Source organism: Rubellimicrobium roseum (assembly GCF_006152145.1).
Taxonomy (GTDB): domain Bacteria; phylum Pseudomonadota; class Alphaproteobacteria; order Rhodobacterales; family Rhodobacteraceae; genus Rubellimicrobium; species Rubellimicrobium roseum.
Genome location: NZ_VDFV01000021.1, coordinates 30408 through 56070, shown reverse-complemented (window position 1 = coordinate 56070; position 25663 = coordinate 30408). Strand labels below are relative to the sequence as shown.

23 protein-coding genes and 2 pseudogenes are annotated in these 25663 nt (G+C 69.2%); 12 read left to right on the top strand and 13 right to left on the bottom strand.

What is annotated here, in order from left to right; all coding sequences use genetic code 11:
* Nucleotides 1-153 precede the first annotated feature (153 nt).
* Entirely contained in the window at nt 154-489 is a 336-nt protein-coding gene (locus tag FHG71_RS14000; RefSeq protein ID WP_139082314.1) for a hypothetical protein, read from the bottom strand.
* Nucleotides 490-2154: 1665 nt separating this feature from the next.
* Between FHG71_RS14000 and FHG71_RS24755 the strand changes: the two are divergent.
* Nucleotides 2155-2472: pseudogene (locus FHG71_RS24755) on the top strand (transposase); the annotation flags it as partial.
* Nucleotides 2473-2597: 125 nt separating this feature from the next.
* Here the strand turns inward: FHG71_RS24755 and mepK are convergent.
* Complete coding sequence (gene mepK / locus FHG71_RS13990) at nt 2598-3167, bottom strand: peptidoglycan L,D-endopeptidase MepK (RefSeq protein ID WP_139082313.1); 570 nt, start codon at nt 3165-3167, stop codon at nt 2598-2600.
* Between the two features lie 304 nt (nt 3168-3471).
* On the opposite strand from mepK, the gene FHG71_RS13985 reads away from it, so the two are divergent.
* The 4 genes from FHG71_RS13985 to FHG71_RS13970 are packed head-to-tail and all read left to right on the top strand — an operon-like array spanning nt 3472 to nt 7690.
* A complete protein-coding gene (locus FHG71_RS13985) occupies nt 3472-5082 on the top strand; it encodes a L,D-transpeptidase family protein (protein WP_139082312.1) in 1611 nt (536 codons plus the stop codon).
* Between the two features lie 27 nt (nt 5083-5109).
* Nucleotides 5110-6192 carry a UDP-3-O-(3-hydroxymyristoyl)glucosamine N-acyltransferase gene (locus tag FHG71_RS13980; RefSeq protein WP_139082311.1) on the top strand — a complete coding sequence of 361 codons (1083 nt, stop codon included), beginning with the start codon at nt 5110-5112 and terminating at the stop codon, nt 6190-6192.
* A 32-nt stretch (nt 6193-6224) separates the two neighbouring features.
* Nucleotides 6225-6482, top strand: a complete 258-nt coding sequence (locus FHG71_RS13975; RefSeq protein WP_139082310.1) for an acyl carrier protein — start codon at nt 6225-6227, stop codon at nt 6480-6482.
* A complete protein-coding gene (locus tag FHG71_RS13970) occupies nt 6482-7690 on the top strand; it encodes a beta-ketoacyl-[acyl-carrier-protein] synthase family protein (RefSeq protein WP_139082309.1) in 1209 nt (402 codons plus the stop codon). Before FHG71_RS13975 ends, FHG71_RS13970 begins: the two co-directional genes overlap by 1 nt.
* 32 nt (nt 7691-7722) lie before the next feature.
* On the opposite strand, the gene FHG71_RS13965 is transcribed toward FHG71_RS13970, so the two are convergent.
* The 4 genes from FHG71_RS13965 to FHG71_RS23590 form a co-directional block, all read right to left on the bottom strand.
* A complete protein-coding gene (locus FHG71_RS13965; protein ID WP_139082308.1) occupies nt 7723-8394 on the bottom strand; it encodes an invasion associated locus B family protein in 672 nt (223 codons plus the stop codon).
* A gap of 338 nt (nt 8395-8732) precedes the next feature.
* Nucleotides 8733-9671 carry a site-specific tyrosine recombinase XerD gene (locus FHG71_RS13960; protein ID WP_139082307.1) on the bottom strand — a complete coding sequence of 313 codons (939 nt, stop codon included), beginning with the start codon at nt 9669-9671 and terminating at the stop codon, nt 8733-8735.
* Nucleotides 9668-11197, bottom strand: a complete 1530-nt coding sequence (locus tag FHG71_RS13955; protein ID WP_139082306.1) for a hypothetical protein — start codon at nt 11195-11197, stop codon at nt 9668-9670. The genes FHG71_RS13960 and FHG71_RS13955 overlap by 4 nt, the downstream gene beginning before the upstream one ends.
* Entirely contained in the window at nt 11197-11349 is a 153-nt protein-coding gene (locus FHG71_RS23590) for a hypothetical protein (RefSeq protein WP_176559426.1), read from the bottom strand. Before FHG71_RS23590 ends, FHG71_RS13955 begins: the two co-directional genes overlap by 1 nt.
* Nucleotides 11350-11497: 148 nt before the next feature.
* Here FHG71_RS23590 and FHG71_RS13950 point away from each other — a divergent pair, with 148 nt between their 5' ends.
* Nucleotides 11498-12088, top strand: coding sequence for a shikimate kinase (locus tag FHG71_RS13950; RefSeq protein ID WP_139082316.1), 591 nt, complete (start codon nt 11498-11500; stop codon nt 12086-12088).
* Nucleotides 12085-13179 carry a 3-dehydroquinate synthase gene (gene aroB / locus FHG71_RS13945; RefSeq protein WP_139082305.1) on the top strand — a complete coding sequence of 365 codons (1095 nt, stop codon included), beginning with the start codon at nt 12085-12087 and terminating at the stop codon, nt 13177-13179. The genes FHG71_RS13950 and aroB overlap by 4 nt, the downstream gene beginning before the upstream one ends.
* A 33-nt stretch (nt 13180-13212) precedes the next feature.
* On the opposite strand, the gene ssb is transcribed toward aroB, so the two are convergent.
* Complete coding sequence (gene ssb, locus FHG71_RS13940) at nt 13213-13719, bottom strand: single-stranded DNA-binding protein (protein WP_139082304.1); 507 nt, start codon at nt 13717-13719, stop codon at nt 13213-13215.
* A gap of 180 nt (nt 13720-13899) precedes the next feature.
* On the opposite strand from ssb, the gene FHG71_RS13935 reads away from it, so the two are divergent.
* Complete coding sequence (locus FHG71_RS13935; RefSeq protein WP_139082303.1) at nt 13900-14496, top strand: lytic transglycosylase domain-containing protein; 597 nt, start codon at nt 13900-13902, stop codon at nt 14494-14496.
* A gap of 398 nt (nt 14497-14894) precedes the next feature.
* Here the strand turns inward: FHG71_RS13935 and FHG71_RS13930 are convergent, their stop codons facing one another.
* The 6 genes from FHG71_RS13930 to miaA form a co-directional block, all read right to left on the bottom strand.
* Complete coding sequence (locus FHG71_RS13930) at nt 14895-15743, bottom strand: DUF1206 domain-containing protein (RefSeq protein WP_139082302.1); 849 nt, start codon at nt 15741-15743, stop codon at nt 14895-14897.
* 51 nt (nt 15744-15794) lie between these two features.
* A complete protein-coding gene (locus FHG71_RS13925; protein ID WP_139082301.1) occupies nt 15795-17918 on the bottom strand; it encodes a dipeptide ABC transporter ATP-binding protein in 2124 nt (707 codons plus the stop codon).
* Between the two features lie 4 nt (nt 17919-17922).
* Nucleotides 17923-19374 (bottom strand): ABC transporter permease, encoded by a 1452-nt coding sequence (locus FHG71_RS13920; RefSeq protein ID WP_139082300.1) that lies wholly within the window; start codon nt 19372-19374, stop codon nt 17923-17925.
* Between the two features lie 12 nt (nt 19375-19386).
* Nucleotides 19387-20433: an ABC transporter permease gene (locus FHG71_RS13915; RefSeq protein ID WP_139082299.1), complete on the bottom strand. Its 1047-nt coding sequence runs from the start codon at nt 20431-20433 to the stop codon at nt 19387-19389.
* 85 nt (nt 20434-20518) lie between these two features.
* A complete protein-coding gene (locus FHG71_RS13910) occupies nt 20519-22186 on the bottom strand; it encodes an ABC transporter substrate-binding protein (protein WP_139082298.1) in 1668 nt (555 codons plus the stop codon).
* Nucleotides 22187-22322: 136 nt separating this feature from the next.
* A complete protein-coding gene (gene miaA, locus FHG71_RS13905) occupies nt 22323-23183 on the bottom strand; it encodes a tRNA (adenosine(37)-N6)-dimethylallyltransferase MiaA (RefSeq protein WP_139082297.1) in 861 nt (286 codons plus the stop codon).
* A 72-nt stretch (nt 23184-23255) separates the two neighbouring features.
* Between miaA and pyrH the strand changes: the two genes are divergently transcribed.
* The 4 genes and pseudogenes from pyrH to frr all read left to right on the top strand — a co-directional run bounded on the left by pyrH (nt 23256) and on the right by frr (nt 25655).
* Nucleotides 23256-24014 (top strand): UMP kinase, encoded by a 759-nt coding sequence (pyrH, locus tag FHG71_RS13900; protein WP_139082296.1) that lies wholly within the window; start codon nt 23256-23258, stop codon nt 24012-24014.
* A 58-nt stretch (nt 24015-24072) separates the two neighbouring features.
* Nucleotides 24073-24438, top strand: a pseudogene (locus FHG71_RS24300) (MBL fold metallo-hydrolase); the annotation flags it as partial.
* A 130-nt stretch (nt 24439-24568) separates the two neighbouring features.
* Nucleotides 24569-24973, top strand: coding sequence for an MBL fold metallo-hydrolase (locus tag FHG71_RS24295; protein ID WP_246045456.1), 405 nt, complete (start codon nt 24569-24571; stop codon nt 24971-24973).
* Nucleotides 24974-25091: 118 nt separating this feature from the next.
* Complete coding sequence (frr, locus tag FHG71_RS13890) at nt 25092-25655, top strand: ribosome recycling factor (protein WP_139082295.1); 564 nt, start codon at nt 25092-25094, stop codon at nt 25653-25655.
* Nucleotides 25656-25663: the final 8 nt, after the last annotated feature.

The following is a 25663-nucleotide window of genomic DNA, read 5'->3' as shown; positions in this document are numbered from 1 at the left end:
GTTCCGAAAGCCAGACCAGATGCACCATGGCCCTGCTCCCTGCCGGACACAGTCCAACAGGAGAATGCCAGTGGCCTGCATCGGGTCTCTGCCCAGACTTGGGTTTCGGAAAGCCGACGAGGCTGAGCCCGTCAACTCCAGGGCACTGGCGGTTCATTGGAGGCGAACGGCATCCCCCTCTGACGACCCACCCTCGACCCCCAAGACACGCGCCAAGGCGCGCAGTTCGACAGGGGTAATGGCCAGGAGGGTCCTCGCCCGTGAGCGGCGATATCTCCAGAGCGGGAGGCGCAGCGTCCAGAGGCTGGCAGCGGGATCCTCGCCCTGCGCCTCGGCCAGCCGGCGCGCCAGCCGCTCCACGAGGTCGGGGGTGATATCTGGCAGGTCGGCCAAAGGTGCGCCGTCCACCGAACGCGCAGTGCTGAGATCGCCTGCGACTTGGGGGGAGGTGTCGCGGTCAGACAGGACCTGCAGCAGGTTGAGGGTCAAGATGGCTTTGACTCCGGTTCTGGCAGGCGTCGCCATTCTGGCCGTCGGTGCCATGAAGGTGACGGGAGGTGGATGCGGAAAGGTCGCCCGATGTTCCTGAACCCGAACGTAGGACGGAGCCAACAGGTTCACGCAGAGCCGACAAACCGCGGGTTCGGGTAATTGCGCCACAGGTGGGAAGCGGCTTCGATCCCGACCGGGACCCGCACCCCGCCGTGCGGGTCCCGGTCGGGGAGGACAGCCTTCGCAGGGCGGGAGACACGAGGCGATCCACCGTCCGGCGCCGTCGTGAACGGGGGCGGAGCGGTGTTGGGGACATAGGCCGAGAATGGTGTTCCTCAAGGCACCTTGAGCATGACAGCCTCGATTTCAGGAGCACAACAGATCGCGTCTCAAGCCAGACTTGGTCAGGAGAAGGTCGCGTAAGGTCGAGAGGCCGTGGTATAGCCGGTCGGTGTCGAAGCCCAGGAACTTTCCGTCAGTTCGTGAACTGACGGCTGACCAATATCGCCTCTAGCATGCGGCACGTTGTCGGTGTGGCTCATCGTTCGGGACCGGTTCTCTCCCGGAATCTCTATGGTGCCGATTTACCTGCGCTGCACAGTCGTCGTCTGGGACTTGATCACGGCTTCGGGGTCGATAGTTGTTCGTCGGCACATAGCGGGCGTGCGTCGGAGATGGCCATGTCTCATGCGTTGCGAGCCGGACCTCTGGAGCAGGTGGTGTCGACCGCAGAGCCGAGTGGCGCCGGGAATCGTCAGAGGGGTGCCGCTTAGCTTCGATCGGGATCTGCACTGTGGGCGAGAACCATCTGCGGAGCGTCAAATCGTCTCCAATCTGGTATACGATCTCAGGATCTGGCTTTTCGGGCCCGGCAACCGACCACCTAGGCTGCGATACCATGGCGCGGGCGATCAGAGGTTAGCTGCGCCTTCTGACGCAACGCATCAACTACAGCATGTTGCTAAGCGCTGGCCGTCGCTGTCATTCGCCCGTACGCAGCTCTGGGCAGCCTCGCCACCCTAGTGGAGCGGAGACGGACGGGGCAGGGGGCGGCGGCTAACTTCCACGATCATGAGGGCCACGACCGTTCTAGCTTGACAGGTGCACTCATCGGCTCAGCGAAGGCAAGGTGCTGGGCCTGCGCTCGTACTCCGTAATGTCGCAATCCTACTCTTTCAGTCGCGTTGTCAGGCAGTAGGTAACCTTCGACATGTCGCCGCCGACCAACTTCTGGATCGGGATGCTGGGTGTCGCCGGACAGAAGCATCTGGCAGCAGACTCGCACTTCGCTAACTCGACGGGCCGTAATCGGCACGAAAGTAACGTAACCGATGGTCCGCCAGCGGACTCAGCGTGGCGGCGCGTTTCGCGGCCACATGGGCGAGTGGTGCCGCAGGGGGCATCGCGCGCAAGCCGCTTGGTCGCGAGGGTGGCGGATCCGTATGCGCCGCCCCCGGACGCCGCACGATCGGCGCTGGCGGCTCTGGTGTTCCCCTTGGAGGAGACCGCGGGCGAGTTCCGTGGCCATGAGGCTGCGATCATCCGCCGGGCCGGGGAGGACGAGGTCGCTGGCCGGCCGATGGTCATCCCCGGAGTGGGGCCGCGGACCGCCGCGGCCTTAGCGGCTCCGGCACCTCCGCCCCAGACCTTCGGTCAGGGAGCGACTTCGCGGCTTGGTTGGGGCTGACGCCTTCGCCGCATTCCACCGGCGGCAGGCAGGGCTTGGGCGCCACCATGAGGATGGGGGAGCGCTCATTCCGACGGCTCCTGATCCCCGGGGCCAGCGGCATCGTCAAGCGCCCCGTCCACGCCGCAGCCAAGCCAGGCGGCGGGCCCGCGCGGAGGCTGTCGCGCAAGCCTCCGGTGCCGCTGCGCGTCACTCCGGCCAACAGGACTGGCCGGTGCCGGACCACTCCATCCTGTGCCGGCAGAGGGCCGTATGACGCCACTCGATCCAGTCTATCAAAGCACTCGCAATGAGACGCCACAGACCAGACCCAAAAGGAGCTCCCCATGCGGCAGCACTGATTGGTTCATCTCCTGGAACCTGATCAGCCGAGCCCGCCGGTGCGACCCGCAGATCCAAGACGCGGGCTTGGATCTGTTCAGCTGCCCCAGCTGCGGACGTCGCCGCAGTCCATGTGCACGAAGCCCGAGCCCGAATAGCGTCCGACCCCACCAGCACGGCAAGCCAGAGCGGCGCGGGCGATCTGGTTCACGGAACGGGAGTCGAGATGAAGGTCGGCCGCCTGACCGCGCATGTGCAACGAGTTGCGGGCCACGCCCGAAGAGTTCGACCTCAACATAGCGTTCGTCTGGGGTGAACGATAACCCGACAGCAGCATGTAAGGCTCGTTCACCTCGAGGAGGTTGTGAGCCGCAGTCATGATGTCGATGGTGCGGGTATCCATCGCGACCGCCTGCCCATTGCGCCAGTCGCGCATGAAGAGGCTGACTTCGCGAACCGCTTCGGCGATGTACTCGCCTTCGATCCAGTAGATCGTGTCGATACGTTCCCCGGTTCGTCCGGAATACATGCGGATGCGCCGGATGTCGCCGGCACCCCGCAGGAGACCAGCCGCATTGGAGAAGGTTGGCGCAGCTGAGACCGCTGTCGCCGCGAACGCGCCCAAGAGCGCACGCCGAGAAATACTCGAAGAGCCGATGTTGTTCATGCCGCTAGCGCCTGTCCCGTCGCCAATCTAGTAAGCCCCTGTTTCGGAGCAATTTTTGTCATCTTTGTCCTAGATGCCTCACAACTATGGCATGACTCGCCGGAGCGACCAAGACGAGTCTGACAGGCCAAGCTTAAGGAGTTCTGAACATCGGCGGGAATCTGCTCAGCGGGCGGGCGCTTCGCCGCTGTTGCTGTTGTGCCAGCAGGACGAAGCGGGCGTTGCTGGTCCGGTTGTGGCGTGTCATGGCGATCCCCACTATTGTTGTGGCGCCCATCCTGACCAACCTGCAAACGAGGCTTCGATGATCCTCACGTCCCGCCGCCGTTTCCTTGCCGGCCTGTCCGCAGGAGCTCTGGCCGCCTCGTTGCCGGGGACGGGGGCTTGGGCGCTTTCGGCCGTCACGGGCTTCCGCCAGGGGGTGGCCGAGGCCGCCGCCCGGCACGAGGTCCTCGCCGCCTTCTATCGGATGCGCGGGTTCGAAGGAATCTGGACCGGCAGCGACGACAGGGCCGTGGCGCGGCGAAACGCTCTTCTGACTGCGATGGTCGAGGCGCCGGCCCATGGTCTGGGTGTGCGCCGGCACGACCCGCAGGAACTGGTCCGGACGCTTCAGGACGCGCGGACGCCCTACGAGCAGGGGCAGGCCGAGGTCGCCATGAGCCGTGCCTTTCTGCGCCTCGCCGGCGATCTGAACGCTGGCCTGCTCACCCCGTCCAAGGTGACGGCCCAGATCAAGCGCGAGGTGCTCGCGGCCGATCCCCTGGCCGTCATCACCGTCTTCCCCGACGAAGAGCCCACGGCCTTCCTGCGCGGCCTCGCCCCCGCCACCGCCGAATACGCGCGCCTCCTGCGGGAGAAGATCCGGCTTGAAGCCCTGATCGCTTCCGGCGGCTGGGGTGCCGCAGCGCCGACCGCGGCCATCGGGCCGGGGCAGGGAGGCGCGAGCGTCGTGGCGTTGCGGGATCGGCTCATCGATATGGGCTGGCTGGCCCCCACCGCGACGGCCCGCTACGACGGCCTGGTGGCTGACGCGGTGCGCCGTTTCCAGGCCGCCCATGGCCTCAACCCCGACGGCGTCGCGGGCGAGGGTACGCTGAGCGAGGTCAACCTGTCGGCCACGGACCGGCTGCGTTCGGTTCTGGTCGCCCTGGAGCGCGAGCGTTGGAACGCGGCCCCGCGCGGCGCTCGCCATGTCTGGGTCAACCTGACCGACTTCACGGCCATGGTCGTGGACGACGACGTGCCGACCTTCCGCACGCGTGCCGTCATCGGGGCGCATGATGAGGACCGGGAAACGCCCGAGTTCTCGGACCTCATGCAGTTCATGGTCATAAACCCGAGCTGGTTCGTCCCCCGCTCGATCATCGTGAACGAATACTTGCCGCAGCTTCGCGGGAACCCGAACGCGGCCGGGCACCTCAAGATCACCGACTCGGCCGGACGTGTCATCAACCGGGGGTCGGTCAATTTCGCGTCCTACTCCGCGAGGAGCTTCCCTTACGCGATGCACCAGCCGCCCGGGCCCAGCAACGCGCTGGGCGTCGTCAAATTCATGTTCCCGAACCCCTGGAACATTTACCTGCACGACACGCCGGCCAAGGACCTGTTCCAGCGCGAGGTTCGGGCCTTCAGCCATGGATGCATCCGCCTCGCCGACCCGCGCGGCTTCGCCTATCACCTGCTGGCTCGCCAGTCGCCCGATCCCAAGGGAGTCTTCGACTCGAAGCTCCAGAGCGGCGCGGAAACGCGGGTGAATCTCGACCAGCCGATCCCGGTCCATCTCGAGTACCGGACGGCCTTCACGACCTCTCGAGGCGGCCTGCAGTTCCGGCGCGACGTTTACGGGCGTGACGCCCGCATCTGGGCGGCGCTGGAGGCCGAAGGGGTAGAGGCCGCGCCCCTGCAAGGTTAGACCGGGCCCGAAACGGAGGGACCGCCCATGCCGACCATCGCCGAGATCGCCGAGGCCCTCGGGGCCGAGGCCGCCGGGGACATGACGCTCCGGGTGAGCCATGCTTCCGAGCCCGCCTCGGCCGGGTCCTCGGACCTGGCATTGGCTCTCGCCCCGACGTGGGCGGAGGCGCTCGGACAGGGACGCGCGCGGGCGGCAGTCCTTTGGCCCGGAGCGGACTGGCGCGCGTTGGGACTTCAGGCCGCCATATTTGCACCGCGAGGCCGGCTGGCGATGGCCGGCCTGACCCGGCTTCTCGATGAAGTACCTTTTCCGCCGGGCGTGCATCCGTCGGCCATCGTCGATCCCACTGCCCGGCTGGGCGAGGGGGTAGGCGTCGGGCCGCTGACTGTGGTGGGTCCTGGCGCCGAGATCGGGGACGGAACACGGATCGGGCCTCACGTGACGATCGCCGCCGGCGTGCGCCTCGGCCCCGGGGGAGTCGTCCATTCCGGCGTGCGCCTGGGCCGTCGCGTCGTCATCGGCGCTCGCGCGATCCTCCAGCCCAACGCCGTCATCGGCGGCGACGGCTTCTCCTTTGTCACCCGCGAGCCCGCTTACGTCGAGATCGTGCGCGAGACGATGGGCAAAGGCTCCTTGCCGGCCATCGAGGACCCGACCTGGCACCGCATCCATTCACTGGGCGGCGTGACGATCGGCGATGACGTCGAGGTGGGCGCCGGCACCACCATCGACGCGGGGACGATCCGGCCGACCCGGATCGGTGACGGGACCAAGATCGACAATCTGGTGATGCTGGCGCACAACGTCGTCGTGGGGCGGCACTGTCTTCTCTGCGGTCAGGCCGCCGTGGCCGGGTCCAGCGTGCTGGGCGACCGAGTCGTGATGGGCGGGCGGGCGGCGGTCGGGGACAACATCACGATCGGCGACGACGTGGTTCTGACCGCCAACACCGGAGTCCTGTCTAACGTGCCCGCAGGTCGGGTCATGATGGGCTATCCCGCAACCCGAATGGACCTCCAGATCGAGAGCTACAAGGCTCTGCGCCGGTTGCCGCGGGTCCTGCGGGACCTTGCCGCAGGGGTTCCCAAGCGTTCCAAGGGCGACTAAGTCAGGGGCCTGTCACGCACCGGGGGCTTTTCATGGACACGCGCGAGCGCGTCATCGCGATCATCGCCCAGCAGGCCCTCCTGGATCCGTCCGACGTGCGTGAGGACATGACGCTGGCCGATCTTGGCATCGACTCCCTCGGAATCGTGGAAAGCGTCTTCGCCATAGAAGAGGCCTTCGACATCCGCGTGCCCTTCAACGCCAATGCCCCGGAAACGAGCGACTTCGACATCTCCTCGGTCGGAAGCATCGTGCAGGCGGTCGAGCGACTGGCGGCGGAGCAGGCCTGATGCGCCGCGTCGCCATCACCGGAGCCGGGACGATCAACGCCCTGGGTCACGACGTGCCGTCCACTCTGGAGGCGATGCGCGAAGGCCGCTGCGGGATCGGCCCCCTCGACATCCGGGACATCGATCGTCTGTCGGTGCAGATTGGCGGGCAGGTTCGCGGCTACGACGAGTCGGCGCGATTCACGAGGTCACAACTTGCCTTGCACGACCGCTTCACCCAGTTCGCCCTGATCGCCGCCGAAGAGGCGGTGGACCAGTCCGGCCTGTCCTTCGAGAGCGAGCTGGCCCTGCGCTCTGGCGTCATCCTCGGCAACAGCGGCGGCGGCCTGTCAACGATCGACGACAGCTACCGCGCCGTCTACGCCGAAGGGAAGAACCGGGTCCACCCCTTCGTTGTGCCGCGCCTGATGGGCAACGCGGCGGCCAGCGCGGTCAGCATGGCGCATGGACTACGGGGCCCGACCTTCACCGCGGCCTCAGCCTGCGCGTCATCGAACCACGCGATGGGACTCGCCTTCCAGATGGTCCGGTCAGGGCTGGCCGACGTGATGCTCGCTGGCGGGTCCGAAGCGATGCTGTGCTTTGGCGGTCTCAAGGCCTGGGAGGGTCTTCGCGTCATGTCCCCTGACGCCTGCCGCCCTTTTAGCGCCACTCGCAATGGCATGGTGCAGGGAGAGGGCGCGGCGGTGTTCGTGTTCGAGGATTGGGATCGCGCGCAGGCTCGTGGCGCCGAGATCCTGGCCGAGGTCGCCGGTTTCGGCATGAGCGCCGACGCGGGCGACCTCGTGGCGCCGTCCGTCGATGGCGCCGAGCGTGCCATGCGCGGTGCCCTCGCGGATGCGGGCTTGGACCCGGATGAGGTCGGCTATGTCAATGCCCACGGCACGGGCACGGCCGCGAATGATCGGACGGAATGCGCGGCCGTGGCTGCGGCCTTCGGCAACCATGCCGGTCGGCTCATGGTTTCGTCAACCAAGTCGATGCACGGACATGCCATCGGAGGAACGGGCGCGATCGAGCTGCTGGCCTGCATCTCGGCGCTACGCGACGGGGTCGTGCCGCCGACCATCGGCTGGGAGGCTCCGGACCCCGACTGCCCTCTGGACGTCGTGCCCAACGCGGCGCGTGAGGCGAAGGTCGCGGCCTGCCTGTCCAACGCGTTCGCCTTCGGCGGCCTGAACGCCGTACTGGCGCTTCGGGCGGCGTGAAAGGGGGCGGGCCGGGCCCGCCCCGATCCTGGTCACTCGGCGGGAGCGGCTTCCTCGGCGGGAGCGGCTTCCGGTGCGTTCTCGGCCGGCGGCGGCACGGCGGTGCTGTCGAACCCTGCCGTGAAGCCGGACAGCGAGATCGACAGCGTCACGGTTTGATCCGGTGCAGCAGCCGGCACGATGGCCAGTTGTGCGGCGTTGCCGGACTTGAACTGCGCCAGCTCCTCGGCGGTGAAGCCCACCCGCGCCACGCAGCCCGCACGGTTGCAGAAGGTGAAAGGATAGCGCCGCGCAGCGGTGCCATCCACGGACAGCGTCAGCTCTTCGGTGAGCAGGGTCTCAAGGGGCGCCACGATCGTCGCGCCTGCGGCCGCGCGGCTCCCCTCGGGAAGCGGGAACATGCTGATCTCGGCAACCGCGTTGCCCTCGTCGTCCTGCAGGAGCTGATAGAGCTGGCACGGATCGGGGCCCTCCTCGGCCCGCAGGCAACGCAGCGCCCAGCTGCCGAACTCCTCGCGCGTGTAGGGCTCGCCCACGCGGGGCTCGCCGCCTTCGGCGGGCTCGCCCATGTTCAGGTCGGTCCCGGGCTCGGCCGGAGCGGATGGCTGTTCGTCGGCGGGCGGCTCGGCTGCATCCTGCGCGACCAAGGGGGTCGCCAGGGCCAGCAGGGCGAAGACGGAAATGGGCTTGAGCGAGATCGGCATCTTGGGTGTCCGTTCCGGATGTGGTGTCGGCGCCCGACTAGCACGGGGCGCGGCGGCTGTCAGGGGTCCATGCCTCAACATCAGGCGCACTGCGAAAAGCGGAAAGGGGTGCCCGATGGCACCCCTTTCTCTCTCATCTCCCTGCCGGACTTGGCCAGCTATCGCCCGAACGTTAGGGCAAGGTCAAAAGGCCGTCAACGAATTTTCAAGGCACCTGAAGGCCTCGGCAATCCGGCGCGGACGAGTCCGAGCATACGTCCGAAAAGGCGATCAACACACAGGCGCCATGGCGGAAGTCGATCCCGGCGCGCCCGATCGGAGTCGGGCTGCCCAGGCGATCAGGACGATGTAGTCGGGTCCTGCGACCCCTCGGCAAGCGGGTGGTGCGTCAGGACCAACTCCCTGAGCGCCTCGTCGAGGACATGGGTGTAGATCTCGGTCGTGGCGACGTCCGCATGGCCCAGCATGGCCTGGATGGAGCGGAGGTCGGCGCCATTTGCCAGAAGATGTGTCGCAAAGGCATGGCGCAGACGGTGCGGCGTCACGCGGTCGAGCGGGACCCCCGCCTGGATCGCGAGTTCCTTGAGCAGGCCGAAGAAGCCCTGGCGCGTCAGATGACCCGCCGCTCCGCGCGAAGGAAACAGGAAGCGCGAGGGTGGGGTGCCTTCGGAACGGTCGGCCTCCAGCGCGTCACGCTCGACCAGCCACTCGGCCAAGGCCTCGCGGGCCGGTGGAGACAGGGGCACGAGGCGTTCCTTGCCGCCCTTGCCCTTGACCAGAAGCACTCGCGGATTGCCCCGCGAGGCGGCCACCGGAAGGGTTACAAGCTCGCTGACCCGCAGCCCGGTCGCATAGAGAATCTCGAGAAGGCAGGTGTTGCGCGCCCGGTCGCGCGGCTTGGCGCGGGCCGCCGCGATGAGGGCCTCGATCTCGGGGACGTCCAGGGTACCCGGCAGCCGCCGATCCCGCCCCGGACCGTGCAGCCGGAGCGCAGGGTTGTCTGCCCGATGGCCTTCCTCAAGAAGGAAGCGGAACAACTGTCGAATCGAAGACAGACGCCGCGCCCGCGTGGCCTTGGACAATCCCTCGGCTTCGCAGGCGAGCAGGTAGGCGTCGATGTCGTCGGCACCGGTCGAGGCGAGGTCGCCGCCCCGGCGCGTCAACCACATCTGGAAGTCGGACAGATCCCTCCCATAGGCGAGCCGCGTGTTGCTCGACGCGTCCCGGTCAGCCAGGAGCGCATCGAGGAAGGCGTCGATCCAGCGCGAGTGGCTCACGTCCGGGCGTCCAGCAGAAGGTACTGCAGCGCCGCTCGGCGCGCTGAACTATCAAGCCCCACCGCGCGCAGCGTGGCGATGGCGGCCGTCAGGGCCTGCCGATCCCCGTCGAGACCTTGCTGGAAGGCGGCAATGGCCCGCAACACGGCCTCGCCCGTTCGACCTTCGTCGATCAGTCGCGCCAGATCGATCGGGACGCGGGCCTCGGCGAAGCCTGCGATGACAGCCGCGCTCGCAGGGTCGGTCGTCTCCACCCCGGCCACCGCGCCGGTGGCGATCGCGGTCCAGAGTCGCTCTTTGGCCGAGCCGGCCATGCCCATCCGGGCCGCCGTCTCGTAGTCGGGTGACAGCAGCGCGATCCGCTTGGCAAGCGCCCCTACCTCACCGTCCAGGTCCATTTCAAGCAGCGGCGCGGCGAAGAGCCGGGCGAAGGGAACACCGAGGCCGGCCTCATCCATCGCGGCCCAGGCGACCGGGAGCGCCTCGGCCGCGGCGGCCTCGTCGCCGGACGATACCGCCGCATCGAGCCGCTGGATGCTGGCCGCGCGGTCCCAGATGCCGCCCGAGGCGGCCGGCTCGCGCGCCGTGTAGATGCCGAGGAGGACGTTCTCGGACAGGGCGCCGTAACGGGCGAGCCGTTCGGCGGCCTCGATGCGTGCCCGCCACGCCACGGTGTCGCGCAGGTCCGCGTGTGAGAACGCCAACGGCAGGCCGGTCGTGGGCATCAGGTCGCCCACCGCCTCACGGATGCGGTAGGTCAGCGGGCTGGGACGCGACGGCGGGGCGAGCTCGGCCTCCGGCTCCATGAGCTCCGGGTCGAGGAAGCGACTGAGGAGCTCGTCCTGCTCGGGCGTCACGTCGCCCAAGGCGCGGGCGCTGTTCAGGGTCAGGGCGGCGGCGTTCCAGTCGCCGTTCCGGGCGAGGCAGAATACGCGGGCGTTCAGCGTGGGGGCGAGAGAGGGTTGTTCGGCCAGAAGGCCGCAGGCGTCCGATTCAGTGCCGCGAAGGAGCGACACGTCGAACCAGCGCCGGAAGGTCTCGGGATCGGTGAGGTCAGCCGACTCGAGCAGCGATTGCGCCGCCTCGAGCGCCCCGAGGTCGAGGAGCTTGTCCACCCGGGCCAGGAACAGCGTCGAGCCGGGATCGTCGGCCGGGGGCGCGGCCTCGGCCAGCAACAGCGTGACGAGGAGATCCTGCAGCGCAGGTTGCGTCTCGATCTGCTCGGCGTGGATGAGCCGCACCAGCGTGGCGGTGTCGCTGCGGGACCAGAGGTCGGCCGGAAGGCCCGTCACCTCGGGCGGAAGGATTCCCTGGCCACCCGCCTGCCCCGAGCCCAGCGGCGTCACGGTCACCCCCGGAGCCGCGCCGTCCCGGGTGACGGGCGGCTCGGGCGGGCCGATCACGGTCGAGGCCGGCACCTCCACGCTGCGCGACAGCCAGTCGATGGCCGAGAGCGGGGCGCCGGCCTCTTGCGCGGTCGCAGGCAGCGCGAGCAGCGCGAGCACGCCCAAGGGAAGTCGGCGCATCAGTCCAGGTCCAGGTCGACGGGCTGGGTGACCTCGCGGACCGGGGCGGCGAAATCGCCCGGCAGGACGAGCGGTCCCAGGTAGGCATAGGCCACCAGCGCGATCCCGGCGAGCAACGCCAGGATCAGCAGAACCTTGATGAGTCGCCACATCGTTTCGTCCGATCCCCTCGCGGCGCCCAGGGTGGGCCGCCGGACGGGTTATATATGGCCTTTCTCCGGAGTTCACCCCATTAGGACAGGGATGAGGAAACAGGCCGCGGCCCCCGAGGGCCCGCGCGCCACAGATTGGCCGGACCGCATGACGGGGAGCGATTCGAAAAAGCCGCCGCAGGGAAGCGCGCCCGCGCAGCGGCGGCTGAGGCGCACGGTGGCGCTGGTGGGCATGATGGGCTCGGGCAAGACGGCGGTGGGCAAGGCTCTGGCCGCGCGACTCGGGGCGCAGTTCCTCGACAGCGATGCCGCCATCGAGGAGGCCGCGAAGGCGACCATCCCCGAGATCTTCGCCCGCGACGGCGAGTCCTTCTTCCGCGATCGCGAGGCCGAAGTCATCGCGCGCCTGCTGTCGGGGCCGCCGGTGGTGCTTTCGACCGGCGGCGGCGCCTTCATGGCCGACCGCAACCGGGAGGCCATCGCGCGCGCCGGGGTGGCGCTCTGGCTCGACGCCGATCTCGACACGCTGTGGGAACGGGTGCGGCACAAGGATTCGCGCCCGCTCCTGCGCACGTCCGATCCCAAGGGGACGCTGGCCGAGATCTACGAGCGGCGCGTGCCGGTCTACCGCCTGGCCGGGCTGCACGTCCGGTCCGAGCCCGGCTGCTCGGTCGAGGAAACGGCGAGCCGGGCGCTTTCGGTCCTCGCCACCCGTCCCGATATCCTGGAGAGTCCATGACCGTTCGCGTCGACCTGCCCGGCCGGGCCTATGACATCGAGATCGGGCCAGGCCTGATCGACCGCGCCGCGGACCATCTGCGTCCGCATCTGCGCCGACCTCGCGTGGCGGTGGTGACCGACGCCCATGTGGCGGCGCTCCACTGGCCCGCCTTCCGCGACGCGCTGACCCGCGAAGGCATCGAGGCCGAGGCCCTGGTCCTCCCGCCCGGCGAGGCCACGAAGGGATGGGGACACTTGTCGCGCACCGTCGAGTGGCTGCTGGAGCGGCAGGTCGAGCGCCGGGATCTCGTGGTGGCGCTGGGAGGCGGGGTGATCGGAGACCTCGCGGGCTTCGCGGCGGCGATCCTGCGGCGGGGCGTACGCTTCGTACAGGTGCCGACGACGCTGCTGGCGCAGGTCGATTCGTCCGTGGGGGGCAAGACCGGGATCAACACCGCCCACGGTAAGAACCTCGTCGGATCCTTCCACCAGCCGGTGCTGGTGCTGGCCGACACGGGGCTCCTGGGGACACTCTCCGAGCGGGACTTCCTGTCGGGTTACGGCGAGGTGGTGAAGTACGGTCTTCTGGGGGATGCCGCCTTCTTCGAGTGGCTGGAAGCCAACGGGTCGTCCGTCGCGACCCGTGCGCCGGGTGCGCTCGACCGGATCGTGCGGCGGTCCTGCGAGATGAAGGCCGAAATCGTGGTGCGCGACGAGACGGAGGAGGGGGACCGGGCGCTGCTCAATCTCGGGCACACCTTCGCCCATGCGCTGGAGGCGGCAACGGGGTATTCCGACAGGCTCCTGCATGGAGAGGCGGTGGCGGTCGGTCTCGGTCTGGCCTTCGACCTGTCGGCCCGCCTGGGGCTCTGCCCGCAGGAGGACCCGTCGCGGGTCCGAACGCATCTGCAGGCGATGCGCATGAAGGCGACGCTCTCGGACGTGCCGGGAGACCTGCCGGGGGCCGAGGAACTGGTCCGTCTCATGGGGCAGGACAAGAAGGCGGTCGGAGGCAAGCTTCGCTTCGTCCTCGCGCGCGGGATCGGGCGGGCCTTCGTGGCCGACGACGTGCCGACCGGGGCGGTGCTGGAGGTGCTGCGGAACGGATGAGGGCGGGGACCGGCCCCGCCCGTCGGTCCCGCCTCAGAACGGGATGTCGTCGTCGAGGTCGCTGCCGCCGCCGCTGCGGCCCCCGCCATAGCTGCCGCCCGAGGAGCCGCCGCCAAATCCGCCCCGGCCGCCACCGCCGCCGTAGCCGCCCTGATCGTCGCTCGGGAAGTTGCCGCCGCCCGCGTCACCGCGTCCGCCCAGGAGCGTCAGCTCGCCCCGGAACTGGCGCAGTACGATCTCGGTCGAGTAGCGGTCCTGGCCCGCCTGGTCCTGCCACTTGCGCGTCTCGAGCTGGCCCTCGATGTACACGGTCGAGCCCTTCTTGAGGTACTGCTCGGCGATCCGGGCGAGGTTCTCGTTGTAGATCGCGACCGTGTGCCACTCGGTCCGTTCCTTCCGCTCGCCGCTGTTGCGGTCCTTCCAGTTCTCGGAAGTGGCGATCCGCAGGTTCACCACCTTGCCGCCGTTCTGGAAGCTCCGCACCTCGGGATCGCGGCCGAGATTGCCCACGAGGATCACCTTGTTCACCGAGCCCGCCATGGCCCTGTCTCCTTTGTCACATCGGAAGGTCTTAGAGCATGCCGCGCCCGGGAATGAAAGCGGAACAGACCGGCCGACACGGTGCCCAGGGCTGTGGATATTCTGTGAAATCGGGCTGGTCTTGGGGCGGGAACATTCGTTAGGCTAGCCGGACACGAAGGAAACCGGGACAGGATGGCGATGCGCAATCACGGATCGGCTTTCGCGCTGTGCGCCTGCGTGCTGGGCGCCGCGCTGTCGGGCTCTGCGGGGGCGGACACCCTTTCGACGATGAGCCGTCCGGGGCTGCTGTCCTCGCAACTTCGCGTGCTCGATGGGCGGGCGTCGCAGCAGTACAACAACTCCGACCGGCTCCAGCCGCCCCGCGCCGAGGTGCCGCCGCTGCCGGGCGTCGTCGCCTTCGCGGGCCGCTACGACGGGCCCTGGCTGGAGGTCGCCCGCGGCGCCGCGCGTCGTCATTCCGTGCCCGAGGATCTGTTCCTGCGGCTGGTGCAGCAGGAGTCGGGCTGGCACGCTGGCGCCGTCTCCTCGAAGGGGGCCATCGGGCTCGCGCAGCTCATGCCGGGGACGGCGCAGCTGCTGGGCGTGGACCCGCATGATCCGCAGCAGAACCTGGAGGGCGGCGCGCGTTACCTGCGGGCGCAGTTCGAGCGTTTCGGGACCTGGGACCTTGCGCTCGCCGCCTATAACGCCGGACCCGAGGCGGTGGCGCAGTATGGTGGCATCCCGCCGTACCGGGAGACGCAGGGCTACGTGAAGGCGATCTGGGGGCGGTAGGTCCGCAGGAACGGGCCCCCACAAACGACTTAATCCCGCGCGGCCCCTGCTTCTGTGCCCGTGTCTCGGGTCATCGGCAGGCCGCCCCCTCGGGCGGGCTTGAGTCTGCAGGGGCGCCGGGGAGGATCTCCCGGTCCCGATATGGGGGCGGCTCAACGTCGCGCGCCGATGGACGCCCGTGGGGGCGCAAGCCTGTTCATGCTCTCCGTTCCCCGGTTCCGCACCGTGGTCCTTCGTCCCCTTGTCCATCCGCCCGACGGCGCGAAGGGGCGAGAGGAGCGCGCGGGGGTGGGCCGGCTGTCCTGTGGTCTCGTGGAAGCAGACTGCCGGACAGAGGTTAACGAATCCTCACACCACCGAACGGTCCTCTCCCGGTTCGCGCAACACCCTCGGACGGGTCAGAGCGCGCCGGCCGCCAGACGGCGGACGGCGCGGGACAGCGTCTCGGTCTTGTCGCCTGCCACGCGCGGCACGATCCGCCAGCGCGCGTTGACGAAGCAGAAGAGCGAGAACGCCAGGAGTCCGAGGCAGAGGAGCGCCAGGAGGATACGGCCGTGGGCCTGCTCGCCCAGCCAGTCGAAGACGCCGGCGAGGCCGCCCGCCTCCTGCGGGTTCGCGCGCCAGGCAGCGAGCAGGAACAGGAGCCCGATGACCGCGACCGCCGTTCCGTGGGCCGCGAGGCCGAAGCGGAGCGCGTTGCGCCAGCGCGTCGTGAAGGCGGATGCGGCGAGCGTGCGTTCGTAGCCTGCGGTCCAGCCCTCGACCACGTACTTCACCCCGACGCCCATGACGACGAGCCCCGCGAGGCCGACGAGCCATCGCCCGCCCGGCCAGCCCATGACGGTGCCCACCCATTCGCGGAGGCGCGACTCGCCCTCGGTCCCGCCCGAGGAAACCAGAAGGGTCAGCGCCGCGAGGCCGAGGCTGAGATGGGCCAGGCCGGTGACGACCTGCCCCGCGCGGGCCGCCAGCCCCTTGGCGTCCTGACCGTGTGCGTCGAGGTCAAGCGCCGCGGCGAGGACGCACCAGAGGGCATAGGCGAGGAGGCCCAGGAAGATGAGCGCGAGGACGATCCCGCCGCCCGCCGTCGTCTCCAGCCGCGCGAGGGCTGAGGAGGGGCCCTGCGCCTGCCGGCCCTGCGCCAGCGCCCAGAGCGAGAAGCCCGCGATCACGAGGTAAGTCAGGCCCCGCCCGGCAAAGCCGGCCCGCATTACGGGAACGGTCCAGGCCAAGGCGTCGTCTTGCATGGGTCACCTCCGCCGCACCAACGGTGGTGACTGGGCGGGGTTCCCCAAGGCTCACTCGGCGGCGAGACGGATCACGGGCTGCATCCGGGCGAGCGCGTCTTCGGGGAGGTGGCACTTGAACTGGTGACCGGGGGCGAGAGTCCGCATCGGCGGCACCACCGTCTCGCAGAGGTTGCCCGGCACCTCGGATTTCCAGCGGCAGCGGGTCTGGAAGGGGCATCCGGGCGGCGGGTTCATGGCCGAGGGGATCTCGCCTTCCAGCACGATGTGGGTCTTTTTCACGTTCGGATCGGCGATGGGCACGGCCGACAGGAGCGCCTCGGTGTAGGGGTGGTAGGGGGGCGCGAAGACCTGCTCGGTGGTGCCGATCTCGACCACGTGGCCGAGATACATGACCAGAACGCGATCAGACAGATAGCGGACGATGCTGAGGTCGTGGCTGATGAAGAGGAGGGTCGTGCCCTCCTCGCGCTGGATGTCCATGAGGAGGTCGGTCACGGCAGCCTGCACCGAGACATCGAGCGCGGAGACGGGCTCGTCCGCGATCACCACCTTGGCGCCGCCGGCGAAGGCGCGGGCAATGCCCACGCGCTGCTTCTGCCCGCCCGAAAGCTGGCGCGGCATCCGGTTCGCGAAAGCGCGGGGCAGCTTCACGAGGTCCAGAAGCTTTAGCATCCGGTCGCGTCGGTCGGCGTCGGAGGCGCCCACGCGGAAGATCTCCAGCGCGCGGACGATCTGGCGGCCCACGGTCATCGAGGGGTTCAGCGTGTCGAAGGGGTTCTGGAACACCATCTGCACCTGCGCCACCGTCTTCGGGTCGCGGTCCTCGATCGGGGTCGCCTCGATGGAGTCGTTGAAGAGCGTGATCCGGCCCGAGGTCGCGGTCTCCAGCCCCATCAGCACCTTGGCGAAGGTGGACTTGCCGCAGCCCGACTCACCCACGATGGCCAGAGTCTCGCCCTCGCGCGCCTCGAAGCTCAGCGTCTCGTTGGCCTTGACGACGCGCCGGGCCTTGCCGCCGAACGGGCCGCCGCCGACCTCGTAGTACTTCTTGAGGTCCTCCATTCGCAGGACCACGGGGCCTGGCTCGCGCCGGTCGCGCAGGCCGGCGCTGTCGGGCGGGGCCTCCCAGTCGATCTCCTGGAAGCGCAGGCAGCGCGTGTCGTGGCGCTCGGCCGTCGGGACGTCGAACATCGGGACGTCCCGCGCGTCGCAGCGGCCCTTCTGGAAGTAGTCGCAGCGCGGGCCGAAGTTGCAGCCGGGCGGACGTTCATGCGGCAGGGGAAAGTTGCCCGGTATCGCCTTGAGAGGGCGCGCATTCTTGTCGGCGCCGGGCAGCGGGATCGCACGGAAGAGCGCCTGCGTGTAGGGATGGCGCATGTGCTCGAAGACCTCCGCGACGCGGCCGCGCTCGACCGCCTCGCCCGAGTACATCACGCAGAGACGGTCGCAGACCTCCTGCACCAGCCCCAGGTTGTGGCTGATGAAGAGCATGGAGGTGCCGTACTTGCGGCCTAGGTCCTTGACGAGCTGGACTACGGCGGCCTCGACCGTCACGTCGAGCGCGGTCGTAGGCTCGTCCAGGATGAGGAGCGCGGGGCGGCTCATCAGCGCCATGGCGATGACGATGCGCTGCTGCTGGCCGCCCGAGAGCTGGTGAGGGTAGCTCTTGAGGATGCGCTCGGGGTCGGGGAGCCGAACGTCGGTCACCACCTCCAAAGCGCGGGCGCGGGCCTCGGCGGCGGTCGCGCCCTGGTGGATCATCGGCACTTCCATGAGCTGGCGACCGACCGTCATGGCGGGATTCAGGGAGGCCATAGGCTCCTGGTAGATCATCGCGATCTCGGAGCCGCGGATCTGGCGCAGTTCGGATTCGGAAAGGGTGGCGAGATCGCGGCCCTTGAACAGGATTTGCCCGCCGGTGATCCGCCCGTTCACCCCGAGGTCGCGCATGATGCCCAGCGCCACCGTGGACTTGCCGCAGCCCGATTCGCCCACGAGGCCCACGGCCTCGCCCGGCATCACCGTGCAGGAGAAGGACATCACCGCCGGAATCTCGATGGCGCGGGTGAAGAAGGAGATCGACAGGTCCTGGATGTCGAGCACCGGCTGGCGCTGTCGGTCGAGGAGCGAGGCGGCGGAGTCCAGGGTGCCGACGGTCGGATGCAGGGTCATGGCGTCAGTCCCTCAGGGATTCCTCGCGCAGGCCGTCGGCGAGCAGGTTGAGGCCCAGGACGAGGCTCAGCAGCGCCACGGCGGGCACGAGGGCGGTGTGCGGGAAGACCGACAGGAGTTGGCGGCCGGTGTTGATGGTCGAACCCCAGTCGGGGCTGTCGGGCGGCAGGCCCAGGCCGAAGAAGCCCAGCGTCCCGAGGAGGATCGTCGTGTAGCCGATGCGGAGGCAGAAGTCGACGATGAGCGGGCCGCGGGCGTTGGGCAGGATCTCCCACAGCATGACGTACCAGGACGACTCGCCCCGGGTCTGGGCGGCGGCCACGTAGTCGCGGGTGCGGATGTCCATAGCGAGGCCGCGCACGATGCGGAACACGGTGGGCGCGTTCACGAAGACCACCGAGACGAAGACCACCAGCACGCCCGATGGGATGTCGAAGAGGTCGAGGCCGCCCAGGAAGTTCACGGGCGTGCCGGTCTGGCTGACCAGAGACAGGTACAGCCAGACCAGGGGGACCAGCGTCAGCGCGAGGAGCAGCGCGGCCTTGGAAGGCTGCGTGCGGAAGCGGCTCCAGAGCAGGACGGCCATGAAGAGGATGGGAAAGAGGAAGAGGCCGATGGCCATGAAGCTCGGGATGCCGGTCTGGACGATCTCGGGCGTGACGAGGAGGTAGAAGAGAAGGATCACCGGGAAGGCGAGGATCAGGTTCGCGAGGAACGACAGCACCGTGTCGAACCGGCCGCCGCGGTAGCCCGCGGGCAGGCCCAGGGTGATCCCCACCAGGAAGGCGAAGAGCGTAGCCAGCGGCGCGATCTGCACGACGATCCAGGAGCCGTGGACCATGCGCGAGAACACGTCGCGGGCGAGCGCGTCGCCGCCCAGCAGGTAGTGGGCGCCGGCGACCATCGACTCGGCGCCCGGCACGGGCACGCCCGGCGGCTTGTTCTTGAGACCCGACACGGCCGCCAGCGGATCATGGGTGGCGATCAGGCCGAAGACGCCCACCGCCAGCGCCGTGTAGATCCAGAACAGCACGAGCCCGAGCCCGACCATCCCGATGGGCGAGTCGAAGAGCTTGCCGTAGAGTCCCAGCCTTCGCTTGTAGGCGAGCGACAGGCCGAAGGTGACGACGAGCGCGATCCAGACGGGCAGGAAACGGCGCAGGACGGCGCCGACGATCCCGGCCTCGCCATAGGGCATCAGGAGCCCGCCCAGCAGGTAGGCCAGGAGCGTGAGCAGCAGCAGCCCCCCGGTCGCCCGCACCGCGAGCCCGGCCCAACCGCGCGGGCCTGCCCCGGCGCTCAGCGTGCCGTCGGCGTTGACCCGCACCTGCGGCGCGGGGGCCACGAGCCCCAGGACGGCCGCGACCACGAGCGCGGCGGCGAAAAGGACGGAGGCCGTCATCAGAAGCGGGTCCAGAACCCCTCCGAGGCTGCCGGTCCAGGTCAGGGGCTCCATGCGACGGCCTCCTCAGCTCAGGCGGATGCGGGGATTCAGGACGGCGTATCCCACGTCCGAGATCAGTTGCGTCACGAGCACCACGATCACCGACACCACCGAGACGCCGAGCAGGAGCTCGATGTCGTTGTTGCCGGCGGCCTCGACCAGCGTCCAGCCGAAGCCCTTGTAGTTGAACAGGGTTTCCACGATCACGACACCAGTCAGCAGCCAGGGCACCTGGAGCATGATGACGGTGAAGGGGGCGATGAGCGCGTTCCTCAGCGCGTGGCGGATCACGACCTGCGGGAAGCTCACGCCCTTGAGGCGGGCGGTGCGGATGTATTGGGAGGTCATGACCTCGGCCATCGAGGCGCGGGTCATCCGGGCGATGTAGCCCATGCCGTACAGCGCGATGGTCAGGACGGGCAGGGTGAAGTTCACGAAGGTCGCGTCCTCCATCGCCGAGGTCGCCGATCCGTTGAACCACTTGAGCCCCACGGCCGACGAGGTGAAGACGGCGATGAAGACCACGCCCGAGACGTATTCGGGCGTCGCGGTGGTGGCGATGGCCGCGGTGGATAGGACCCGGTCGGTGCGGGAGCCCTCGCGCATCCCCGCCAGCACACCCAGCAGCAGCGCGCCGGGAACCATGACCACCATGACCCAGAACATCAGCTTGCCGGTGAGCGCGAGGCCGCGGCCGATGACCTCGATCACCTCGGTGCGGAAGACGCGGGAATGGCCCCAATCGCCCTGGAGGATGCCGCAGAAGCGCGGTGGGGCGGCCGGATCGACGCCCTCGGTCAGGCAGCGTCCGCGCACCGTCCCGTCCTCTTCCACCTGAGTCCAGCCGGGCAGCACGCCCAGCCATTCGCCGTAGCGAAGGAGGATGGGACCGCCGAAGCCGTTCTTGTCGAGCCAGCTTTCGACCTCGGCGTCGGTGATGCGGGCGCCGGCCTCGGTCTTCGCGATCTTTTCGAGGTTGGGGGCAAGGTTGGTCAGCCAGAACACCACGAAGGTCAGGCACAGGGCCGTGACTACCATGGCGAGCAGGCGTCGGGCGAAGAAGGTCAGCATCGTGGCATCCCGCGCGGCGCGGTGTCAGGCCCCCGCGCCGGTGGCCGGGGCGACGCCATCAAGCGCCGCCCCCCGTGGTGGCGGGTCAGTTCTCGGAGTCCATCCACCACTTGTAGTGGTGGTGCTCGAAGGTCGGATGCATCTCGGCCCCGTGGACGCGCGCGGTGGAATGGCGATAGAGGGAGCGCCAGTACGGTTGGATCATCACGCCTTCGTCGAGGACCACCTGCTGGAGCTTCGCCATCACCTCGCGCCGCGCGTCGGCGTCGCTGATCGAGTTGGCCTCGGCCAGCAGCGCCTCGAACTCGGGGTTGTTGAAGGCGGTCTCGTTCCAGGCGGCACCGGCCTTGTAGGCGAGGTTCAGCACCTGCACCCCGAGCGGGCGCATGTTCCAGAGCGTGCAGGACCAGGGATACTTGGTCCAGTCGTTCCAGAAGGTCGAGCCCGGCAGCACCGTCCGCTTCACGTTGATGCCCGCGTCGCGGCACTGGGCGGCCACGGCGTCGCAGGTGGCGGCCTCGTACTGGTCGTCCACCGAGATCAGCTCGAACTCGAAGTCCGACAGGCCCGCCGCGTCGATGGCGGCCTTAGCGCCGGCGGGATCGACCGGAAGGCGCGGGACCTCGGCGTATTCGGGATGGATCGGGCAGACGTGATGGTTGTCGGCCACGAGCCCGAGGTTGTTGTAGCCGAGCTCCAGCACCACGCTGTTGTCGACCGCCGCCGTGAGGGCGCGGCGCACGTCGCGGTTGTCGTAGGGCTGGGCCGCCTGGTGGAAGCGCACGGCCACGGTGGTCGCGGTCACGACCTCGGACTTGGTCCAGCCCAGGCCGTCGTAGATCTCCACGAAGTCGGGCGTGGTCTGGTAAATCGCGTCGATCTCGCCAGATTCGGCGGCGGCGAGGACGGCGGCGGGGTCGGTGCCGTAGTCGATGTACTCGATCCGGTCGAGGTAGGGGCCGCCATAGACCGCCGTGCCCCACCAGGTGTGGTTCGGGTTCTTTACGAGAACCTGGCGCACGCCGACCTCGTTGACCTCCGGCAGGTATGCGCCGGTGCCGATCGGGTTCGCGACGGGGTCGCCGTTGTCGTAGCTCTGGTGGACAACGGCGGCCGGGTAGTCGGCCATGTTGGTGACGATGGCGATGTCGGGGGCGCTGAGCCGGAGCCGCACGGTCGCGGGGTCGACGATCTCGACCGCGTCCTCGCGCATCTGGTTGGTGCCGGCGGGGTCGCGGATCGCGTCGAAGCGCGCGGCCATCGAGTTGCCCTCGACGGTGCCGTCGGACCAGCGGCGCAGGTTGTGGACCACGTCATCGGCGGTGAAGTCGTCGCCGTTGTTCCACTTGACGCCCTGGCGGACCTTGAGCGTCCATTCGGTCGCGTCGGCGTTGGCCTCCCAAGACTCGAGCAGCATCGGGCGCAGGGAGCCGTCGGACTGATACTCGACCATGTAGTCGAGCCAGCCGCGGCCGAAGTTGGCGTATTCGGACCAGTCCCAGGTGCGCGGGTCCTTGGTGGGCCGCAGCTCCATGTTCATGCGCAGCGTGCCGCCCTGGACGGGGGTGGCCGCATCCTGGGCGCGGGCCGGGGCGGGCAGGCCGATCAGTCCGTAGGCGGCGGCCGATGCCACGCCCAGCGCGGTGGCGCGCGTCAGGAACTCGCGCCGCGACAGGGTCCCGGCCTTGACCTCTGCGGCGTACATCAGCGCCGCCGGATGCACGGCGCGGCCATGGTCGGTGTGAAGCGTCATCGTCTCTCCCCTTCGGCCGCCTTTTATCTTGTCACGGGCGAAGGGCCCGGCATGGCGTGCGGCTGAATCCATTGGGTACGTGGAACTTCGCGAGGTCAATGGCAAGATTCGACATCCCTTGAACGTGAAGCGACATTCAAGGCAGCGGGACGGGATTCCAGGCCCCCATCCGCGAGCGGAACCACGTGCGCTGGCGCTTGGCATAGGCGCGTGAGCCGATGATAGCGCGCTCGCGCGCGCCCTCCAGCGTCAGGTCGCCCACAAGGTGGGCGCGCAGCTCTCCGGCGCCCAGCGCGCGGAAGGACGGCGCGGCGGCGTTCCAGTGGGGCAGGAGGGCGCGGACCTCCTCAAGGGCGCCGCCCGCCAGCATCGCGTCGAATCGGGCGGCGATGCGGGCGTTGAGCCAGGGGACCTCGGGGCGCAGGACCAGCGGCACGGCGCGCGCCAAAGGCAGGAGCGGGGGCGGGGTGTCGGCCTGCCAGTCCGAAAGCCCCCGGCCCGTGGCGCGCAGGACCTCCCAGGCGCGCTGGACGCGGGCGCGGTTGCGCTGGTCGAGGCCCTCACGCGTGCGGGGGTCGAGATCCGCGAGCAGCGCGTCCAGGGGCCAGGCGTCGGCCTCGGCCCGGATCGGGGGCGGGGTGGGCGGGATCTCGGCAAGACCCTCGGTCAGGGCCGAGAGGTAGAGGCCCGTCCCGCCGACGACGATGGGGCGCAGCGGCCCCGACAGGATCGGCGCCACCTCGCGCAGCCAGTGGCCGACGGAATAGGGCTGATCCATGCCCACATGGCCGAAGAGCGCGTGCGGGGCCTCGCGCTCCTCCTCGGGCAAGGGGCGGGCGGTCAGGACGCGCCAGCCGTCGTAGACCTGCAGCGCGTCGGCGTTCACGACCACGCCGCCGCCCGCCCGCGCGATGGCGAGCGCGAGCGCCGACTTGCCCGAGGCCGTGGGCCCGGCGATCAGGACGGGGCGGTCGGGGGGGATCGCGCGCGGGTCCATCTCGGCCTCCCATTGAACCTCCCGGCTCTTTGGGACATTGGGTCCCCGGATGGAAGCAGGCGGAGGCACGGCATGAGCGAGGCAGTCACACCGGAGGCCCGGCCACGGCCCGCGGAGGCGCAAGCCACCTTCAAGCGCGTGATGCTCAAGATTTCGGGCGAGGCGCTGATGGGGGACCAGGGCTTCGGGCTCCACCCGCCCACCGTCCAGCGCATCGCGCAGGAGGTGAAGAGCGTCCGCGACTTGGGCGTCGAGATCTGCATGGTCATCGGCGGCGGCAACATCTTCCGCGGGCTCCAAGGCTCCGCGCAGGGGATGGAGCGGACCACCGCCGACTACATGGGGATGCTCGCCACGGTCATGAACGCGCTGGCGATGCAGTCGGCGCTGGAGGACCTGGGCGTCTTCACCCGCGTCATCAGCGCGATTCCGATGGATCAGGTCTGCGAGCCCTACATCCGCCGCCGCGCGGTGCGTCACTTGGAGAAGAAGCGCGTCTGCATCTTCGCGGCCGGGACGGGGAACCCCTACTTCACCACCGACACGGCGGCGACGCTGCGGGCCTCCGAGATGGGCTGCGAGGCCATCTTCAAGGGGACGAAGGTGGACGGGGTCTACGACAAGGACCCCAACAAGCACCCGGACGCTAAGCGCTTCGAGCGCGTGGGCTACACCGAGGTGCTGGCCAAGAACCTGGGCGTCATGGATGCCTCGGCCATCGCGCTGGCGCGGGACAACAACCTGCCGATCATCGTCTTCTCGCTGGACGAGCCCGGCGGCTTCCGCGGGGTCCTCGCGGGACGGGGCACCTACACGACCGTCCACGGCTGACGCGGGAACGCCCGGCCGGGTCCTGCCGTTAAGCCATGCTCGGGCGAGGAGGCGGATCATGGCGGAGCAGATACCCGTGGGGGACGAGGCCTCGGCGCTGGACCCCGCGCTGGACGCGGCGAGGGCCGACCACACGCACGAGGTCGCGCCCGACCTCGCCTACCGGCGGCTCGGCATCGTCAACGTGGCCTTCGTCGGCCTCCCCGGCGCGGGCGACCGGCGATGGGTGCTGGTGGACGCGGGGCTTCCCGGGACGGCGGGGCTGATCCGCGAGGCCGCCGCCGCCCGCTTCGGCGCGGGCGCCCGGCCGGCCGCGATCCTGATGACCCACGGGCATTTCGACCATGTGGGAGCTCTGGAGAAATTGGCCGAGGAGTGGGACGCCCCCGTCTGGGCGCATCCGCTGGAGCGGCCCTACCTCGACGGGAGCGCCGCCTATCCGCCGGGCGACCCGAGCGTGGGCGGGGGCCTGATGGCGGCGCTGGCGCGGTTCTATCCGACGAGGCCCGTGGACGTGGGGGGGGCAGCTCCGCGACCTGCCCCCGGACGGCTCGGTGCCGGACCTGCCCGGATGGCGCTGGCTCCACACGCCGGGGCACTCGGTCGGGCACGTGGCCTTCTGGCGCGAGGGGGACCGCACGCTGATCGCCGGGGACGCCTTCGTGACCACGGCGCAGGAATCGGCCTATGCCGTCGCCGTGCAGGAGCCCGAGATGCACGGGCCGCCCATGTACTTCACGATCGACTGGGAGGCCGCGGCCGAGTCGGTCCGGCGGCTCGCGGCGCTCGGGCCCGAGTTGGCGCTGAGCTTCCACGGCCAGCCGCTCCGGGGCGAGCCGCTGCGCGAGAGCCTGCGCCGACTGGCCGCGGATTTCGAGGCGGTCGCCGTGCCCCGGCAGGGACGCTACGTCGCGCAGCCCTTGCGGGCTTCGGACGGCTCGGCCTACAAACGGCCCTAAAGGCTTGGTGGATGCGGCCCCGCCGGGCCGCAAGCCGGGAACAGCCTACCTATACATTCGCGGGCACCTGTGGCTATAGAACGCCGAACCCGCGACGAATAACGGGACGAGCACCCAGATGGCCGACGATTTCGAACTCGACACCGACTCCCTCCAGCGCCGGATGGAAGGGGCCATCGCCTCGCTCCGCACCGAGTTCGCCTCGCTCCGCACGGGCCGTGCCTCGGGCTCGATGCTGGAGCCCATCCAGGTCGAGGCCTATGGCCAGATGACCCCGATCAACCAGCTCGGCACCATCAACGTGCCCGAGCCCCGCATGGTCACCATCAACGTCTGGGACCGCGGCATGGTGAACAAGGTCGAGAAGGCGATCCGCGACTCGGGCCTGGGGATCAACCCGCAGACCAACGGCACCATCATCATGCTGCCGATCCCCGAGTTGAACGAGGAGCGGCGGCGCGAGCTGACCAAGGTCGCCGCGGGCTACGCCGAGCATGCCCGCGTGGCCGTCCGCAACCTGCGCCGGGACGGCATGGACCAGATCAAGAAGGCCAAGGGCAACGGCCTGTCCGAGGACGACGCGAAGTTCTGGGAGTCCGAGGTGCAGGACCTCACCGACCGTTACATCAAGACCGTGGACCAGACGCTCGAGGCCAAGCAGGCCGAGATCATGCAGGTCTGACCAGCCCG